At 62.1% G+C, this 18355-nt stretch carries 10 protein-coding genes and 5 pseudogenes; 7 read left to right on the top strand and 8 right to left on the bottom strand.

Translation table 11 applies throughout. The annotated features are described in order from the left end of the window. Positions 1 to 3: 3 nt before the first annotated feature. Positions 4 to 1542, bottom strand: a pseudogene (locus VLA65_RS20945) (aldehyde dehydrogenase family protein). Between the two features lie 228 nt (positions 1543 to 1770). On the opposite strand from VLA65_RS20945, the gene pmfR reads away from it, so the two are divergent. Beyond that, entirely contained in the window at positions 1771 to 3183 is a 1413-nt protein-coding gene (pmfR, locus tag VLA65_RS20940; RefSeq protein WP_332603642.1) for a transcciptional activator PmfR, read from the top strand. 264 nt (positions 3184 to 3447) lie between these two features. Here the strand turns inward: pmfR and VLA65_RS20935 are convergent, their stop codons facing one another. From VLA65_RS20935 to VLA65_RS20905, 7 genes and pseudogenes are all read right to left on the bottom strand, one after another. Further along, positions 3448 to 4425 carry an alpha/beta hydrolase gene (locus VLA65_RS20935; RefSeq protein WP_332603641.1) on the bottom strand — a complete coding sequence of 326 codons (978 nt, stop codon included), beginning with the start codon at positions 4423 to 4425 and terminating at the stop codon, positions 3448 to 3450. A 63-nt stretch (positions 4426 to 4488) separates the two neighbouring features. Beyond that, on the bottom strand, positions 4489 to 4965 hold the full coding sequence (locus VLA65_RS20930; RefSeq protein ID WP_332603640.1) for a hypothetical protein: 477 nt from the start codon (positions 4963 to 4965) through the stop codon (positions 4489 to 4491). Further along, the gene (locus VLA65_RS20925; protein WP_332603639.1) at positions 4962 to 5747 is read right to left on the bottom strand and encodes an NAD-dependent epimerase/dehydratase family protein; all 786 of its coding nucleotides are present in this window, start codon (positions 5745 to 5747) and stop codon (positions 4962 to 4964) included. Before VLA65_RS20925 ends, VLA65_RS20930 begins: the two co-directional genes overlap by 4 nt. Before the next feature lie 192 nt (positions 5748 to 5939). After that, positions 5940 to 7211, bottom strand: a complete 1272-nt coding sequence (locus VLA65_RS20920; RefSeq protein WP_332603655.1) for a glycoside hydrolase family 3 C-terminal domain-containing protein — start codon at positions 7209 to 7211, stop codon at positions 5940 to 5942. 185 nt (positions 7212 to 7396) lie between these two features. Next, positions 7397 to 7843, bottom strand: a pseudogene (locus VLA65_RS20915) (glycoside hydrolase family 3 N-terminal domain-containing protein); the annotation flags it as partial. A gap of 349 nt (positions 7844 to 8192) precedes the next feature. Continuing rightward, positions 8193 to 9617 (bottom strand): alpha-L-rhamnosidase-related protein, encoded by a 1425-nt coding sequence (locus VLA65_RS20910; protein WP_332603638.1) that lies wholly within the window; start codon positions 9615 to 9617, stop codon positions 8193 to 8195. 43 nt (positions 9618 to 9660) lie between these two features. Further along, positions 9661 to 10416 (bottom strand): annotated as a pseudogene (locus tag VLA65_RS20905) (family 78 glycoside hydrolase catalytic domain); the annotation flags it as partial. A gap of 347 nt (positions 10417 to 10763) precedes the next feature. Between VLA65_RS20905 and VLA65_RS20900 the strand changes: the two are divergent. The 6 genes and pseudogenes from VLA65_RS20900 to VLA65_RS22070 all read left to right on the top strand — a co-directional run. Next, a complete protein-coding gene (locus VLA65_RS20900; protein ID WP_332603654.1) occupies positions 10764 to 12872 on the top strand; it encodes an amylo-alpha-1,6-glucosidase in 2109 nt (702 codons plus the stop codon). 971 nt (positions 12873 to 13843) lie between these two features. Beyond that, positions 13844 to 14944, top strand: a complete 1101-nt coding sequence (pdhA, locus tag VLA65_RS20895) for a pyruvate dehydrogenase (acetyl-transferring) E1 component subunit alpha (protein ID WP_332603653.1) — start codon at positions 13844 to 13846, stop codon at positions 14942 to 14944. Then, a complete protein-coding gene (locus VLA65_RS20890; RefSeq protein WP_332603637.1) occupies positions 14941 to 15951 on the top strand; it encodes an alpha-ketoacid dehydrogenase subunit beta in 1011 nt (336 codons plus the stop codon). Before pdhA ends, VLA65_RS20890 begins: the two co-directional genes overlap by 4 nt. Continuing rightward, positions 15948 to 17273, top strand: a complete 1326-nt coding sequence (locus VLA65_RS20885; RefSeq protein ID WP_332603636.1) for a dihydrolipoamide acetyltransferase family protein — start codon at positions 15948 to 15950, stop codon at positions 17271 to 17273. Before VLA65_RS20890 ends, VLA65_RS20885 begins: the two co-directional genes overlap by 4 nt. 177 nt (positions 17274 to 17450) lie before the next feature. After that, positions 17451 to 17942: pseudogene (locus VLA65_RS22075) on the top strand (carboxyl transferase domain-containing protein); the annotation flags it as partial. A 14-nt stretch (positions 17943 to 17956) separates the two neighbouring features. Beyond that, a pseudogene (locus tag VLA65_RS22070) lies at positions 17957 to 18355 on the top strand (carboxyl transferase domain-containing protein); the annotation flags it as partial.

The raw sequence follows: 18355 nt of genomic DNA, 5'->3' as shown, positions 1-18355 counted from the left end.
CGGTCAGGACGCGGCAGGTGCGAAGTGGTGGACGGGCAGTTCCTCTTCGGTCTCGGCCGTCTCGTTGTTTGCCCCCTTCCAGGCTTCATCGTCCTGATACGGGAACCACCAGAAGTCATGGCTGGTTGCGGCCGGGTCTATCATGACAAGTTTGGTGTGGCGGAACGTGTCCAGGCCCTCGGCACCCAGCTGGCGTCCGATGCCGGACATCTTGCGTCCGCCGAAGGGTCCTGCGTCGTTGTCGAGGATCGGGGCGTTGATCCAGACCATGCCCGCGACGATTTCGTTGGTTGCCCGGGAGATTTCCTCCACGTCCTTGGAGTACAGTGTCGAGCCGAGGCCGAAGGGGGAGTCGTTGGTGATCTTCAGGGCTTCTTCGAAGCTTGAAACCTTGTAAACAGGTGCAACGGGCCCGAACACCTCGGTGGTGAAGATGTCCATGTCCGGGCGCAGACCTTCGAGGATGGTCGGTTCAAAGAAGAAGCCGTTTTCCAATTTCCCGCCAAGGTTCAGACGCTTCCCGCCGAGGGTGATTGTCGCGCCCTGTTCCACCGCGCGGGCGAGGATGGCCTCAACGCGGTCGAGCTCACGGGCGGTTTCCAGAGGACCAAGGTCAACCTTGTCGAGGCCGTGTCCTATGCGAAGCCTCTTCACGTTGGCGATGAAGGCTTCCATGAACTCGTCATAGACGTCCTCGTGGACAAGGAACTTTTCACCCGAGGTGCATACCTGACCTGCATTGAAGAAGGCGGCAACGGTGGCCGCCCGTGCCGCCACATCGATCGGTGCCGAGGGCATGACCAGGAAGACGTCACTCCCAGAAGCTTCAATGAGGTGCGGTTTGAAGTGCTCGGCGCAGGCGCGGGAGACAGCCTGGCCAGTGGAGACGCTGCCGGTGAATGCAATCATGTGTGTGTTTTTGTGGGAGACAAGCTGCTTGGCAACATCTGGCCCGCCGGTTACACACTACACCAGGCCGGCCGGAAGAGCGTCGAAGGCACGCATGAACGAAAGTGTCGTCAAGGACGCGGTCTCCGAGGGCTTGACGATGACCGAGTTACCGGCGGCCAGCGCTGCCGCCGCAGACCACATGAGCAGCAGAATCGGGAAGTTCGCGGGCAGAATGCTCACGACAGTACCCATAGGTTCCTTGAGCGTGTAATGGGTTTGCCCAGGGATCGTCGAGCCAAGCACGGAACCGATTGAATGCCTGCCCAGCTCGGCATAGTAGTCAACGGCCGAGACGGACCAGCTCATCTCATCTGCGCTTTCCTTATAGGGCTTGCCGGTTTCAAGGGTCAGCAATTCAGCGATTTCCGGGCTGACCTTCTTGATCTCTGCTGCGACCTCGTGAAGGATTTCGGCCCGTTCGAGGACGGTCTTCGCGTACCAGAGCTTCTGCGCGGAGTTAGCGTTGGCGATGACTGTCTCGATGTCGTCGTGGGGGACTTCGGCCATGCTTCCCAACACGGTGTTGTTGGAGGGACCGGCAAGACCGGCGCCGAGCACGGCAACGCTGCCGCCTTCGCGCAGTAGGCTCATTGCCCAGCCTCCATGGCGCGCCACGACGGTGACCTCTTCGCGGCAATTACCGGCTGTACACCGATCCACAAATCATCAGCAAGCACGTTGCTTGGGGCCATGGGGTGTCATCTCCTTTGATGGTTGGTCATATGTCGTGCAACTCACAGTAATGACCAGAAAATGCAACCTTTATCGTACGAATACAAGAATTTCGCCATCATTTAGTTTGGTAGTAACATTTTGGCTGTGGACCAGTCTGTGTTGACCGTGAATGACCTCGTAAGCACCCAGAGTTTAGGAACCCGACTCCTGGCCGGGGCGAACGGCCTTGAGCGGCAGGTGCTTTGGGCCCACAGTTGCGAACTGAGCGATCCGGATCGTTGGCTGGGACCTCACGAACTACTCATGACCGTCGGCCTGTGCGTGCCGCGGGAGGCGGAGGAGCAACGGGACTTCGTCAGGAAATTGGACGAAGCAGGGTTGGCCGGCGTGACCTTGGGGGATCACCCGAGCTTGCCGCCCTTGTCCCAGGAACTTTTGGATGAGGCCGATCTAAGAGGATTCCCCGTTCTGCTTGCCAATGAGGAGACGCCATTTGCCGCCATAGGCCGCACGGTTGCTGCAGCGACAGCCTCCACGCAGACACTGCAGGTGCTCAAATTGAGCAAGCTTTACCAGCTTTCTACATATGCCCACGCCGATCCGAAGCGTTTGATGGATGATCTTCAGGCACTATTGAGGGCGAGGCTCAGCGTGCTTGACACCCAGACTGGCCTGACAATCATTGAGGGGCCGCTCCTTGCCACGATGTTGGTGAAGGCTCGCGAGCGTTCTTACTCTCTTCCCGGGGATGCCAAGGTAAAGCTGAGAATCACCGAGTTTCCCGGGGAGGAAATCAGTAGCTTCCTGCTGATCCACGTCCTGCAGGTTATCGACGTCGCAGTGAGCCAGCTTCTGAGTTCGATCAGAGGACGAGCTGAACGCTCCGCACACACGCTCGAAGCGCTTCTGGAAGGCCGCATACCCGATAATCTCGATGCTGTTCTAAAGCCAGGTGCCATTGCGGCCGGATATCAGATGGTCGCGATCGCGACAGACCAAGGGCCCAAAGCCGCCAGGGCGGTCTCGATCGGAGGCATGCCAGTGCTGGCCGGCCCTGGACGCAATTCCTTCTTTCTTCTTATGCCCGAAAAAATACGCAAGGACGTCCGGCAGCTCCTGGAAGGGCTGGGAATTCGAGCCGCTGCGTCCTCGACACATATTGATCTCCGGGACGCAAAGTTCGCTGCAGAGGAAGCCCACAAAGTCTTGTCTTCCGGTGGAGCAAATCACCAGTGGCTCGACTTCGCTGGCGTACCAATTTCTCTACTGACGAGATCGAGGAAAGAGGCGTCAGCAATTGTGCAGCAAGTGCTTGGTGACCTTGCTGCACCGGACGCCAAAACCTCAGCCTTGCGTGAGACACTCTTCGCCTTCCTTGCAAACGACCGCAGGTGGAACGAAACAGCCACGCAACTCGGTATCCATCGCCAGACCCTGTCCTACAGGTTAGCCAAAATCAAGGACATCACCGGCAGAGATATCTCATCATCAGGGGACCTCTCTGCCTTCTGGTTGGCATACCAGGCATGGGCCTCCTATTCACCAACTTCCGATTGATCTGGCATCCGCTGTAGGAACAGGGGCAGCGCATCGCGCTGCATACGCCGCAGACGTTGCTGTGATGCAGCCTTCAGCTGGGGAGTACGTAACTGGGCCAACTCCCTGCCCCTGTGGCAGGTTTTCCGGACTCCACAAGTCCGGCTACATGCGTGGCCTTATTCGATCTCGACTTCGCAGTCGTCGGAGGAGAACGGGAGGTGGGCGTCAGGTCCGCCATGTCTCCTCGGTTAGGATCCCCATCGAACCTGGCGCTTGCCGTCGTCAACGTTCAGCCGATGGAAAGCGCGCCTTTCGCGATGAACTATTTTGCGCTCTTTTCTTTGGCTGCGAGCCGAGCCACCGGACCATGGCGCCGATTCCGGTGTTGAAGTGCGCTGTCCCGGGCCGGTTCAGGAATCCATGGGTGGCTTCAGCGACTATCTCATAATCGACCGGGACACCGGCACGAGCAAGTTCCTGCGCAAATGCGCCACCGGAGGCGCGGAGGGAGTCGCGATCCGCGTCAACGAGCAGCGTCGGCGGCAATCCAGTCAGGTTGTGGCCGCCAGGGAATGCATACGGATTGCTCATCTGCTCCAGGGAGCCTGCGTAGTTGCGATTCATTTTCTCGACCGGGCCTGGCTTGAACTGCATTAGCCCGTGGCGTCCGCGGATTCTCGATCGCAATTCCGTTGAAATTGACGGAAGAACGGCGTGAAAGGTGCCGTAGGCCAGCACGAGTTGCGTTGGCCCGACATAGCTCTCCCGGTGAAGGCGGAGTGCAGTCCCCGCCACCAAGCACGCACCCGCACTGGCGCCGCCGAGAGCAACCGGGCCAGTAGTGGTTTCCGCGCGCACATGCTCAAAGGTGTCGATGACGTCATCGACGGGCACGGGGAAGCGGATTCCGCCAAATGTTCCGGGCTTTGGTTTGCGTGCCCAGCTCCATGGTGGGACGCGTCGGTAGTCCACCGCGACGACGATGTGGCCCGCGGCGGCAAGCTCCAGGGCCGGAGCGTGGGATTCGGGCTGGTCGAGGTCACCGTGTGAGAACGAACCGCCGTGAAGCCACACTATAGTTTCTGCTCCAGGCACGGGCGCTGCTGGCTCGTATCGCCGGACGGAGATTGCTCCGTGCCGGCCGACAATAGAGTCATCCAGGATGGTTGGCTGGCGACGGTTATCCCTTGAAGGCGGCCCCGTGCCGCCGGTGTGTGCTGGTGGCAAAGCAGCGGGGCGGGAGTCGGAACTCTTGGTCATTGTCGGGGTCCTATCTGGATAACGGGCATCTCGTCGGGGCCCTTGCCGGAGTAGCCGTAGCTTTCAGGCGGACGCGGCGATTTTGGTTTCGAGCTGCGCAAGGAACCTGTTTGATCGTGCCTGAGCAGCGTAATCGGCTGGTTTTTGGACGCATTCAGGGCACCAGTGCCCGGCGGTGAGGATGAGCCGGGGGCTGCCCTGGAATGAATGCCCCGCGGCGCACTCCCAAGCCAGCGGTGTCGTGATGTCGCCCGTGGCCATGGAGCCGGAAACCAGACTGCCGCCGCGGAAATTCGCCGCGTTCTCCATGTCGCCAAGTGTCCAGTCCGCACGGTCCTTGGTTTCGTCATAGCCGTGGTCCAGGAACTGCGGTTCGTTTTCTGGATGGGCTGGCCAGAACGTGGACCAGTCGCCGATGCTTTCCCATTCCTGTCTGGATCCGAAGTAGGCATTGATCTTGGCCTGGTCGTTGGCTTCGATCCAGGACATTGTTCCGCGTGGCTTTTTGGTCAGCGGTTTCATGACAAAGTTTTTGATCACGGGGGCAGGAATTTTGCCTGCGAGCCGAACGCTGGGGTGTGTGGCAGCGATGGCGCGGTCCATAGCCTTCTGGAAGGTGTCCTGGCGGAAGGGCACGAGGGATTCCAGCAGGTCGGAGTCGGTGAACCAGAACCCGTGGAAGTTCCGGTCGCGAACCAGTTCCGGTCGTACCATTGTCGGGGGTCTTTGACCCCCACGGCTTGGGTGATCTGCAGTTGGAGTTCCCAGTTGGTCAGCCGCCAGCCGTCGCCGCCGCCGATGTTGTAGATGCCGCCCCAGAAGTCCTGGGTGACGCCGTCTTCGCAGATGTTGGCAAGCAGCCGTGAGGCGTCCTCCACTGAGACCCATTCCATGACTCCGGCGAAGGGCGAGTGGGTCATGATTGGGTCCCTGATTTCGAGGATTCCGGGGTGGAAGATTCCGGTCTTGCGCAGTGAGACGAAGTGCTTGAGGCCGGAGTCGATCAGTTCGCGTTCGGCGATGACTTTGCTCTGGCCGTATTCGTCGTAGTGCGAAACCCTCAGGGGATCGCCGACCCGGCCCCAGTGGTGGGGCGGGTTCCGGTCCCCGCTTTGAGCGACGGTCCCGATGGTGACCAGCCTGATGGCGTCCGGTTCCGGCTGGCTTTTGATGGCTCTGATGATGTTCCTGGCTCCGCCGACGTTGACCGCGTGCGTCAGTTCGGGGTGGTCATCGGCAAACGGGGAGACTACCGCGCCAGTGTGCAGGACAAAGTCTGTCCCGGTCACGCAGGAGAGCACGGTGGGGGTAGTCCGTGACATCGCCAAAGACGACGCTGAGATTTTCCATGTCCTCGAACTGGCGGATAGCGGCGGTGTCTTTTGGTGTTGGCAGGACCAGGGCGAGGACGTCGAACCGGTCAGCACGCCGTGCGAACTCGCGCAGGATGTACTGTCCCCAGTTTCCGGTGGCTCCCGTGAGGAAGACCCTTTTCTTCAGTTTCTGTGATTGCTTCACTGGAACGTGGGCTCCTTGCTGGCTTCGATCAGCTGTTCAAGGGAGTCCAGGGGGATGTTGACGCCAGGGAACTTCGCGAACTGGTTCATGGGCATGGAATAGGCCATCTTCAGCCCGTCCTGCATCCCTGCGGCTGCGGCGCGCTGTTCCTCAGCCATGGACGCGGAGATACCCTCGATGAGCATGGCGCCGATGACGGGGTGGGTGAACCATTCTTCGACCGTGGAGGCGAGGGTCAGCGGGGACGGGCGGCCCAGGTTCCCGTCAAGGTGGATTGTGCTTCGTGCGGCGATGTCGTGGGAGGAACGGCCCAATTCAACGCGATATTGGCCGGAGGTGACTGCCCAGCGGCTGTCGGTGATGTCGTAGTAGGCGAATGCACGTCGGACCAGTTCGAAGGTTAGGGTGCGGGATTCGCCCGGTTCGAGGGCAACTTTTTGGAAGGCCCGCAGTTCGCGCACTGGCCTCCGGACGGGTCCTTCGGGCGCGGCGACGTAGATTTGGACGACGTCGGCCCCGGACCGGTTCCCGGTGTTGGTGACGGTGACCTGGACGCTTGCGGTGTCCACTCCGGTCGGCATAGCAGTCAGGTCGGAGTATGTGAAGGTGGTGTAGCTCAGGCCATGCCCGAACGGGTACCGGGCGGGCACATCGACGGTCTCGTGGTAGCGGTATCCGACGAGGCCTTCGCCGTAGCGGACGTGGCCTGCCTCGCCGGGAAAGTTGACGAAGGGCGCGGTGTCGTTGAGCCTGAAGGGGATGCTTTCGGCGAGCCGGCCTGAGGGGTTGATCCGTCCGGTCAGGACATCGGCGAGGGCTCCGCCTCCCGCCTGGCCCAAGGCCCAGCCCTCAACAATGGCATCGACATCGTCATGCCACGGTTCAAGAGTCACCACACCGCCGTTGGAGAGAACGACGACGGTACGCGGGCTGGCTGCGGCGACCGCGCGGATGAGTGCGACGTGGTCAGCCGGAAGGTCAAGGTGGGTGCGGTCGAAGCCTTCGGATTCTTCTTTCTCTTCCAAACCGACGAATACGACACTGACATCGGCCCGTCGTGCCAGGTCCACTGCCTCTTCCCGCACCAGGGCGGCTGTAGAGTCCGCACCGGCCGCACCATAACCTGGCGCGTAGTGCACGCGCCCTTCGCCCAGGGCAAGGCGGAGTTCGTCGAGGGGGACGTCGACGCGGGTGGCGTTGACGTGGGAGCTGCCGCCGCCCTGGTAGCGAGGCTTTTGAGCGAATTCGCCCAGGACCGCGACGTTGATATCTGAGTCAAGGGGGAGGACGTTGTTTTCATTGCGGAGCAGGACGATGGATGCTCCGGCCGCCCGTCGTGCGAGGGCATGGTGCGTGTCGGCGTCGAACGCGGTCGAGGCGTCGTGGATGGCAGTGCGGCGATCCTCGCGGCGCTGGCATCAACATACTCGCCCGCCAGTGCGCCGCCTTCGACGGCGGCGATGATTTCGGCGACAGTGGCGCCGTCGGTTCCGGGCATTTCAAGGTCAAGTCCGGCCTTGAGGGCAGCGGTGCGGTTGGTGACGGCGCCCCAGTCTGAGACGACGGCGCCCCGGAAGCCCCATTCTGTGCGCAGGACGTCGGTGAGGAGCCACTGGTTTTCTGAGGCGTAGGTTCCGTTGATGCGGTTGTAGGAGCACATCACGGTGGCCGGGTCGCTGTCGCGGACTACCCGTTCGAAGGCCGGGAAGTAGATTTCGCGCAGCGTCCGCTCATCGACGTCGGAGCTGACCCGCATTCGGTCCGTTTCCTGGTTGTTGGCTGCGAAGTGTTTCACTGACGTGCCGATGCCTTGGCTCTGGACGCCCTTGACATAGGCGGCGCCCAGGACTCCGGTGACGAGGGGATCTTCGGAGAGGTACTCGAAGTTCCTCCCGCACAGGGGGGAACACTTGATGTTGATGGCCGGACCCAGGAGAACATTGACCGCGAGGGAGCGGCTTCTCTGCCCAGGGCTTTGCCGACTTCCTCTACGAGGTCGGGGTCCCAGCTTGAGCCCAAAGCTGTTCCGGGTGGGAAGCAGGTGGCGGGAAGGCTGTCGTTGAAGCCCAGGTTGTCAGCCGTTCCTTCCTGGCGTCGGACGCCGTGGGGTCCGTCCACCATGACGATGGAAGGGACTCCTGGAGCGGGTGCGGTGGACCAGAAGTCACGGCCGGAGAGGAGCAATGCCTTTTCCTCAAGGCTCAGGGTGTTGGTGGATGGCTCGGTTGTCGTGTTGGCGCTTTGGCGGGTCATGCGGTTACCTCGTTTGCGTCTTGCAGGACTTTTTCGATGGCTTCAGAGAAGCCGGCGGGGCTCATCGGGATCATGCCGAGCATGGCCCGGATGGTCAGGTTCTTCGCATCGGGGTTGTTGGCGTCCAGCGGTACCCCCGGGAAATAGGAAGCGAATGTTCCGTAGAAGCTCTCCCAGACGTCCGGGTCCTGGGCGAGGACTCCGAAGGTGGTGTCCAGGCTGTAGTCAGGGCGGTCGTTGTATCCCTGGGGAAGTTGGTAGCTCCAGCTGTGCGTACCGGGTTCGACTTCTACTGCCAGGTTTTCCGGATGCAGCGGAAGGATGACTTCCGCGGTGGTTCCGTCAGGAACTGTGACGTCGAGGGCGACGGCGCCGTCCGCGTCGAGCCGCCAGGATATGGCAGCCAGGCCGTAAGGGGTGAGGTGGCATGCGGAGGCGCTCGTGAGGTCGCCGCCAGGTTTCGGGGCGAAGCGGATCCGTTTGTATCCGGGCTCGGCGGGTGCGAGGCCGGCGACGGTGCGGTGCATCCAGTCGGCGACAGCTCCGAGGGCATAGTGGTTGAAGGAGGTCATGCCGCCGGGGTTGATGGTGCCGTCGGGGCGCATGGAATCCCAGCGTTCCCAGATGGTGGTGGCGTCCATGGTCACCGGGTACAGGAACGACGGGCACTCAGTGTTGAGCAGGAGCTTGTAGGCGTCGTCCAGGTGCCAGGTCTGGGTCAGCGCGTCGCAGAGCACTGGGGTGCCGACGAAGCCGGTGGAGATCGTGTGTTTTGCCTTGGCGACCAGGGTGGCGAGCATTTCCCCGGCCCGAACTTTCTGGGACGCGTCAAGGATGTCGAAGGTGATGGCCAGTGCATACGCGGTGGCGGAGCCGTTGACGAGGCGCCCCGAGGGGGCGACATACTCGTCCAGGAACGCCTTCTTGACCTTTTTGGCCAGCTGCGCGAAGCGGGTTTCGTCGTCCCGGTAGCCGAGGATTCCGGCGGTTTTTGCCATGACCTCGGTGACGCGGCAGAAGTAGGCTGCGGCAACAAGGTGCGGTTCGGTCTTGCCCTGGCCCGGGTTTTCCGGTGGTGCGTCCGGGTCGAGCCAGTCGCCGAACTGGAAGCCGGAGTCCCACAGCCCGTTCGGGTTCAACAGTCCTTGAACCTGGTCGGTGAACGCCGCCATCGATGAGTAGGCGTGGGCGAGGATCTGCTCATCGCCGTAGGCCTGGTAAAGGGTCCAAGGCACGAGGACGGCGGCGTCGGACCAGACGGCGGTGGTCATTGGGGCGGCGTGGGTCTGGAAGTCCGGGATGACCATGGGCACGTAGCCCTTGTGCTTCTGTTCCAGGGCCAGGTCCCGCAGCCAGGAGCCCAGGACGCCGCGGACGTCGTAGAGGTAGGCGGCGGTGGGGGGCGAAGACGTTGATGTCACCGGTCCAGCCGAGGCGCTCGTCCCGTTGGGGGCAGTCGGTGGGAAGGCTGACGAAGTTTCCTTTCATGGACCAGACAGTGTTGCTGTGCAGCTGGTTCAGCAGGGGGTTGGAGGATTCGAACCAGCCCGTGCGGGCCATGTCGGTGTGGATGACCACGGCCCTGAGCTTGTCAGGGGTCAGTTCCCCCGGGTAGCCGTCGATCTCGACGTACCGGTACCCGTGAAAGGTGAAGCGCGGTTCCCAGATCTCGGGGCCGCCGCCGCGGAGGGTGTACGTGTCAGTTGCCTTGGCGGTGCGCAGGGGTCGTACGCCCAGTTCCCCGTCCTCGAGGACCTCAGCGTGGCGGAGAGTGACGGTGGCGCCGGCGTCCCCTTGGACGTTGAGGCGGACCCAGCCGACCAGGTTCTCGCCGAAGTCGGCGATGGTCTTTCCCGCCGGCGTCGTGAGGAGTCGTTGGACGGAGAGTTCCTCGATGCGCCGGACGGGCTCTTTTGTCGAGGCCTCAAGCGTGTCCAGGTTCCAGTCGATGACTTCCACGCCGGCCCACCCGGATGCATCGAAGCCCGGGGCAGACCAGCCGGGGACTTCCTGGCGGGCGTCGTAGTGTTCGCCGTCGTAGATGCTGTCGAAGAGGACAGGCCCCGGCGCGGTCAGGAAATCATCATCGGTGGCGATGATTTCGCTGTGCGTGTCGTATTCAAGTTCGAGCTGCATGAACAGCCCCGGCCGCAGATGAATGGGGAGGGGACGGGAAGTCTGCGTTGCGGCTTTTTTGGCCTGGTCCCGCCCGAAAATCAAGGACTCCGTGAAGGGCGCTCGTCAAGAAGTACCAAACGGAGGTCGTCACTGAAATCGTCCTCGACGATGTCTCCAACGCCGAGCCCGCCATCATGCCGTGGTTCCACTTCGATGGTCTCCCTACCTAACCCCGCGTCTATTCCCGTCAGGAACCTGACGCCTCGGTCTGGTTCCACGGAGATCCTGACTCTGGCAGGCGCGAGGGATCAGGAGTAGCGTCGATCCGAGAGTAGGGGAGATGTGTGGCCCGATCTCGGGGTTTAGGAAGCTGGCGCTAGCGTGTAGAAGGGGCTGGCATGGCTGGATGGAATGCTGACACAGCGGCCGGTCCCTTGTGAGCCGGGACGATTACGTTGGTCGAGGGATCATCTTTCTGTATCTCCTCGCCGAACGGGGACATACATCCCGAACATCCCCACGGTCTTTTCGTCCTCGACACCCGCATCCTCTCTCGCTGGACTGTGGCCGTAAACGGCCAGCCACTTGAGCCCTTGGCGGCTGAGACTAAAGAACCGTACAGAACATTAATTATCTGCAGGGTTCCCCGGGCGGACGGATACGCGGACAGCCCGCTGGTCGTTGAGCGGCTGCGCGAAGTGGGGGCAGGCATCCAGGAGCAGATCACCATACGCAACTACCCGATGAAGCAGGCCGAATGTCTCATCTCAATGCAGGTTGACGCTGACTTCGCGGATCTTTTCGAAGTGAAGGAGGCACGTATTCAGCGCCAGTGGGAAGAAACCCGGCACGTGGAGGGTGATTCCTTGGCCATCCGGGCTGCCTGGCAAGACACACGGAAGGGCATTATTGTCCATGCTCCGGGAGCAGATGTCACCCTGAGCACCTTGACCTACTCGGTGGCCATCAATGCCCACAGCCAGTGGAGTACCATCCTCACGGTGGTGCCGAGTACCGACGCAACAAGTCCGCCCCCGCCGTCGTTCATTCACGCTGACGGGGACGGATTGTCCCCGAGCGACCGGCGCCGACGGGAGTGGGTGGCCAGAATTCCGGTGCTGCATATGGGAAACCGCTCCATCGAACGGACGTTGCGCCGTAGTTACGACGACCTAGGAGCCCTCCGAATCGAGGATCCGAACCATAGCGACCGTGTAATGGTTGCCGCCGGAGCGCCCTGGTTCATGACGCTGTTTGGCCGCGACTCGCTCTGGGCTTCACTGATGGCGCTCCCTGTTGATCCCTCTTTGGCTCTGGGTACGCTGCAGACGCTGGCTGACCGCCAGGGCAGCGTGGTGGACGTTATGAGTGAGGAAGAACCGGGCAAAATCCTGCACGAGGTTAGGCTCGATGTCTCCAGCGGGTTGTCACTGGGCGGAAAATCGGTCTACTACGGCAGCGTCGATGCGACGCCGCTGTTTGTAGTTGTGCTCGGTGCCGTAAGCCGTTGGGGATTCGCCCGGGAAACTATTACGGCCCTTTTGCCCCACGCCGACCGCGCACTGGCTTGGATCCGTGACTACGGGGACAAGGATGGCGACGGCTTCGTCGAGTACGAGCGCCTCAACCCCCAGGGGCTCCAGAACCAAGGCTGGAAGGACTCCTGGGACGGGATCAGCTTCGCCGACGGTACGTTGGCCGAGGGGCCCCTCGCGCTCTGCGAGGTGCAGGGCTATGTCTACGACGCCTATATGGCGCGCTCATGGATGGCGTATGACGCAGGTGATGCGACCCTGGCGGCAGAGCTCGCTCAACGGGCGGCGCAATTGAAGAAGCAATTCAACGAGCAGTTCTGGATGCCTGAGCGCGGGTACTACGCCATCGCCCTCGATGGTAAGAAGCGACAGGTCGACGCGTGTGCTTCCAACATGGGTCACTGTCTGTGGGTGGGCATCGTGGATGAGGACAAGGCGCCGCTGGTGGTTGAACGCCTGATGTCCCCGGAGATGTTCAGCGGCTGGGGAGTACGGACTCTGGCAAGTGATATGGGTGCCTATAACCCCGCCAGCTACCACAATGGCTCCGTTTGGCCGCATGACAATGCAATTATCCAGGCTGGTTTGATGCGCTGTGGATTTGTGACGGAGGCTCAGCGGATCTCCACGGCTCTGCTGGAAGCGGCGGAGTATTCAGACGGCAGGCTGCCTGAGCTGTTCTGCGGCTTCAGCCGCAACGTGATGTCCGAGCCCGTGCCGTATCCGACGGCGTGCTCACCCCAGGCATGGGCTGCAACGTCGCCGATACTGCTGGTGACCAGCCTGATGGGATATGACACGCATGTGTCCCGCGGTGGTCTGTGGATGGATCCTGCACTGCCGGATTCCTATGGCGATCTGCACATTACCAACGCGCCCTTGGCTGGCGGCAGGATCACCATTGATATTGCCAGGTCGGTCCCGTCCGTAAAGGGACTACCCGAGGGTATCGTGTTCCAGCGCGGCCACCGGCCGTGGATGACTGAACTAGTGGACCAAGCCATCAAACACAGGAAGCCCTAACCTTGCGCCAGCGGTGTCAGACCGGGCAAAGTTTCGGCGGCGAGGGAGCCCCGCCATGAAAATACTAGCTGGCACCATCCACTGAGCAGAATTCCGAAAGAGCCGAAAGGGCCACGCGCGGGAGTTCTCGCAGCCACTTCTACTCCCGCGCTTTGAACGCCGATAACCCACCTTTCGTCAATTGGAATCGTGATCCTACGAGGACCACTTTTCCGTAATCGCAGTGGTCGGCATCCGCCAATTGTCCAGTGAGCTTTGGATAATTCCTGCCCGAGCCAGACGAGCGTGAGTCACAGCGCGTTTTCCCGACACGCGGTTGCCGTGTCGCATGCTGTGGTGACTCGCAGAAGACTTGCTTAGACCATGTGCCCTGACAGCAGTAAGTTAGTGCGGCTACCCAGTTGCGTTGTGGTGGAACTGAAGGCGGGAAAAATCAAACCCGAGCAGCCGAATATGCGCAGCTGCTCATGATCTCGGGAAACTCAACTTCTACATTGCCCTCGTCGACGATGTACTCCGCCGCGAACACCACACCGAAACCATCGGCGGCATCCTCACGTCTGGCAACGAGTGATTGCGGTTGCCGCTGCCTTCTCGCCCAAGGTGGCCACTGGCCCGGCAGCCGTGACGTGAGGGACATAGCTCGAGGCGTCCTCATTCCGGCTATTTTCCGTTCTTTGTCACCTCGCTCCCGCCGCAGAGAATGACGAAAAGCGGACCATCGTAACCGGGTGACACGTACATGGTGCTCAGTGGCACCCAACCCAGGATGTTGTTATTGGGCACCGTGTCCACCTCGGCGTCGGGGTGTTGTAGGCGTTCAAACGCGTGAGTAGGGTCACAGGTGCAGGGCCAACAGCCCGCGCATCAGGACCATCGAAGATTCGGGTCCTCATAGGTCGAGACAAAAGGGTGCGTGAACTTTGCGTTTAGATGAGTTGAACCTTTCCGCAAGTCGACAGGATTCGGAGATGAGAGGGGACACTCAGCTCATTCAGCTGGTCAGCCCTGCAGGTGATCGGGTGGGACATCCGGACTTCGATCGGTGGGTACAGGACGTCTCCGACGTGCAGCTTGCTTCGCTGTACGAAGACATGATTGTCATCCGCCGGATCGATACGGAAGCCACCTATCTCCAGCGGCAGGGGGAACTCGCCCTCTGGCCGCCGCTTCTTGGCCAGGAGGCCGCACAGATTGGATCGGCTCGGGCGCTACGGAGCGACGATTTCGTCTTTTCCAGCTACCGGGAGAATGGCGTCGCCTATTGCAGGGGAGTAGATTACGGGGGCATCGTCCGAGTGTGGCGTGGCAATGCACACTCGGGATGGAATCCCTTTGAAGTGAATATGGCTACACCCCAAGTCATTATCGGCGCTCAGACACTGCACGCAACCGGCTACGCCATGGGCATCAAGAACGACGGCGCGGACTCTGTCGCCGTTGCCTACTTCGGCGACGGCGCGACAAGCCAAGGCGATGTAAACGAGGCAATGGTGTTCGCTGCCAGTTTCCAGGTGCCCGTGATTTTCTTCTGCCAGAACAACCATTGGGCGATCTCAGAACCTGTAGGGCTTCAGTCGCAGATTCCCATCGCATCCCGGGCAACCGGATTCGGCATCCCGTCCCTGCGAGTGGACGGCAACGACGTCCTGGCAGTTATGGCCGCCACGCGTGTCGCCCTGCACCGGGCTCGAACCGGAGGCGGCCCGACATTTATCGAGGCAGTCACGTATCGCATGGGCCCACACACCACCGCTGATGACCCAGGCCGCTACCGAGACGCAAACGAACTCGAGATCTGGGCGGCCAGAGACCCAATTGCCCGGGTGGCAGCCCTCCTGGAAAACGAAGGGATGTTCATGCCGGAACTTGAGGCTTCCGTCGCTGCCAAGGCGGACGCGGTTGCCAAGGAAATGCGTGAAGCCTGCATCAACATGCCGGACCCCTTACCTATGGATGTTTTTGCCCATGTGTACAGCACGCCAAATTCGTCACTGGATGTGCAGAAGGAACACTACGCCCGATACCTCGACTCCTTCCCGGTTGACAGCAGTGAAGGGATAGACCGATGAGCACCATGACCTTCAGCCGAGCCATCAACGCCGGCCTGCGCAGGGCCTTGGAGGACGACCCAAAGGTCGTACTCATGGGAGAAGACATCGGTAAACTGGGTGGCGTATTTCGAGTAACCGATGGACTGCAGAAAGACTTCGGCAGTCATCGGGTCATCGATACGCCCCTTGCGGAAGCCGGAATCATGGGCAGCGCCGTTGGCCTCGCCTATCGGGGCTACCGCCCCGTTGTCGAGATTCAATTTGACGGGTTCATTTACCCCGCGTTCGACCAGATCGTGTGCCAGGTAGCCAAGCTGCACTATCGGACGCAGGGCAAAGTCAGGATGCCCATCACCATCCGGGTGCCCTTCGGCGGGGGGATAGGCTCGCCGGAACATCATTCCGAGTCCCCGGAGGCGTACTTCACGCACACCTCCGGGCTGCGCGTCATCAGCGTCTCCAACCCGCAGGACGCCTACAGCATGATCCAGCAGGCCGTCGCCTCCGATGATCCAGTGCTTTACTTCGAGCCCAAGCGGCGCTACCACGACAAGGGCGTGGTGGACGAGTCCCTCGACCTGAGCACTGCGCCGTCCATGGAAAAGGCCCGCGTCGTCACCGAGGGCAAGGACGTCACCCTGGTGGCGTACGGTCCGTTGGTCAAGACCGCCCGCGACGCCGCCCTAGCGGCCGCGGACGAAGGCGTCTCGGTCGAGGTCATCGACCTCCGCTCGCTGGCCCCGCTGGACTTCGCCACCCTTGAGGCCTCGATCCGGAAGACCGGCCGGCTGGTCATCACGCACGAAGCCGCTCAGTCCGGCGGGCTCGGTGCCGAAGTTACCGCGAGCATCACCGAACGCTGCTTTTACTACCTCGAGGCCGCGCCGGTCCGGGTGACAGGTTTCGACGTCCCGTACCCGTACTCCAAGCTGGAAATGCACCACCTGCCGAGCTTGGACAGGATCCTCGACGGCGTCGACCAAGCCCTGGGCCGCCCCAACTCCCTCAGCGGGGTGGAAGGATGAGCGCCCCAATGATCAAGGAATTCAGGCTGCCGGACCTCGGCGAAGGACTGACCGAATCGGAAATCATCGTCTGGAAGGTCGCGGTAGGGGACACCGTCACGCTCAACCAGATCATCGCCGAGGTGGAGACGGCCAAAGCCGTCGTCGAACTGCCCTCGCCGTTCGCCGGCGTGGTCGCAGCCCTGCACGAAGAGCCCGGCACGGTAGTGGAGGTTGGGAAGCCGATCGTCTCCTTTGAGATTGAGGACGACGGGGCCGGGGGTTCCGCGCCTGACGCGGCGGACGCCAAGCGCGAGCCGAACCTGGTGGGCTACGGCGCTGTCCTCGAAGCCTCCGGCAGGCCCGCCCGCCGCGCCCGCACGCTCGCCGCCCTGCGTCCCGAACGAGTTGCCCCGGTGATGGTCGTAGCGCCACCCGTCGATCGTCCGCGGTCCACCCCGCCGGTGCGCAAGCTGGCCAAGGATCTCGGCGTCGACCTCGAGGTTGTGACCGGCACAGGGGAAGATGGGCTCATTACCCGTGACGATGTCCGGAACGTCGTCGGCGGCGGGGACCTGCCGGCGGCCGCCCAGGAACGCGTCGGAACGCAGGCGGAAGCTATCGGGCCCCATACCAAGGGCGAGCGGGAGACCCGCACCCCGATCAAGGGCGTGCGGAAGTTCACGGCCGCCGCCATGGTGGCCAGTGCCTTCACCGCACCGCACGTCACGGAGTTCCTGACCGTTGACGTCACCCCTACGATGGAGCTCCTGGCACGGCTTAAGGCCAGCCGTGTGTTCGCTGGGTACAAGCTGACGCCGCTGACGTTGGTCTCCAAGGCGGTGCTGATCGCGCTGCGGAACCACCCGACGCTCAATGCCCGGTGGGACGAGGCCAGCCAGGAGATCGTCCAGTTCAACTATGTGAATCTGGGCATCGCGGCCGCGACCCCGCGGGGGCTGACGGTCCCGAACATCAAGGACGCGGACCGGTTGTCCCTCCTGGGGCTCTCCACCGCGCTGACGGAACTGACGGACACGGCCCGTGCCGGCAAGACGGGTCCCGGGGCTCTCTCGGGCGGCACGATCTCCATCACGAACATCGGCGTCTTCGGCATTGACGCGGGCACGCCCATCCTGAACCCGGGCGAGGCCGCCATCCTGGCCCTCGGTGCGGTCCGGAAGATGCCGTGGGAGTACAAGGACGAGGTTGCCTTGCGCCTGGTCATGACGCTGAGTCTGTCCTTTGATCACCGCCTGGTCGATGGCGAGCAGGGTTCGCGGTTCCTCCAGGACCTCGGGACCATGCTGGCCGATCCGGGTATGGTCCTCGCGATGGTCTAAGGCACCCCAGACGTTCCGGTGCCCTCAGGGTATTGAAGCCACCGGACGCGTGGACAAGGCATTCACATCGACACTGTGCGAGGCCGGTTCAGGAAGAGTACCGCGGTAGAGAACGCAGCATTTAGTACCAATCAGTATTAGACGTCGTGCCCCACGACTCGGAATGGATACGTATCAATGAAGACAATTGTCAGCCAGGTAGACGCCGCCAGCGCCGCCTATGCCGCGAACCGCGAGGCCCAGCTCGTGCTGGCCTCCGAGCTCCGGTCCAGGCTGGCTGACGCCGCGTTGGGCGGGCCGGAGAAGTCGCGGGAGCGCCATGTGGGCCGTGGCAAGTTGCTGCCGCGTGAGCGCATCGACCAGTTGCTGGATGATGGCAGCCCGTTCCTGGAGATCGCGCCGCTGGCGGCAAACGGGATGTACAACAACGAGTCGCCCGGTGCCGGGGTCATTGTGGGCATCGGCCTGGTCCATGGCCGCCAGGTGCTGGTGATTTCCAACGACGCCACGGTCAAGGGTGGCACCTACTATCCGATGACGGTGAAGAAGCACCGTCGTGCCCAGGAGATCGCGCTGGAGAACAGGCTGCCGTGCGTCTACCTCGTGGACTCCGGGGGAGCGTTCCTGCCCAAGCAGGACGAGGTGTTCCCGGACAAGGAGCACTTTGGCCGGATCTTCTTCANCAGGAGATCGCGCTGGAGAACAGGCTGCCGTGCGTCTACCTCGTGGACTCCGGGGGAGCGTTCCTGCCCAAGCAGGACGAGGTGTTCCCGGACAAGGAGCACTTTGGCCGGATCTTCTTCAACCAGGCGAGGATGTCAGCGGCGAAGATCCCGCAGATCGCCTCAGTCATGGGGTCCTGCACGGCCGGTGGCGCTTACGTTCCCGCCATGAGCGACGAAACCGTCATTGTCCGCAACCAGGGCACCATTTTCCTGGGTGGTCCGCCGCTGGTGAAGGCGGCTATCGGTGAAATCGTGACCGCGGAGGAGCTCGGCGGCGGCGACGTGCACTCGCGGATTTCCGGTGTGACGGACCACCTCGCCGAAAACGACGAGCACGCACTGCAGATCGTCCGCGAC

It is taken from the genome of Arthrobacter sp. S2(2024) (assembly GCF_036662515.1).
In the GTDB taxonomy this organism is placed as follows: Bacteria; Actinomycetota; Actinomycetes; order Actinomycetales; family Micrococcaceae; genus Arthrobacter.
The sequence above is the reverse complement of the archived record's forward strand: the minus strand, read 5'-3'. Positions and strand labels throughout refer to the sequence as shown.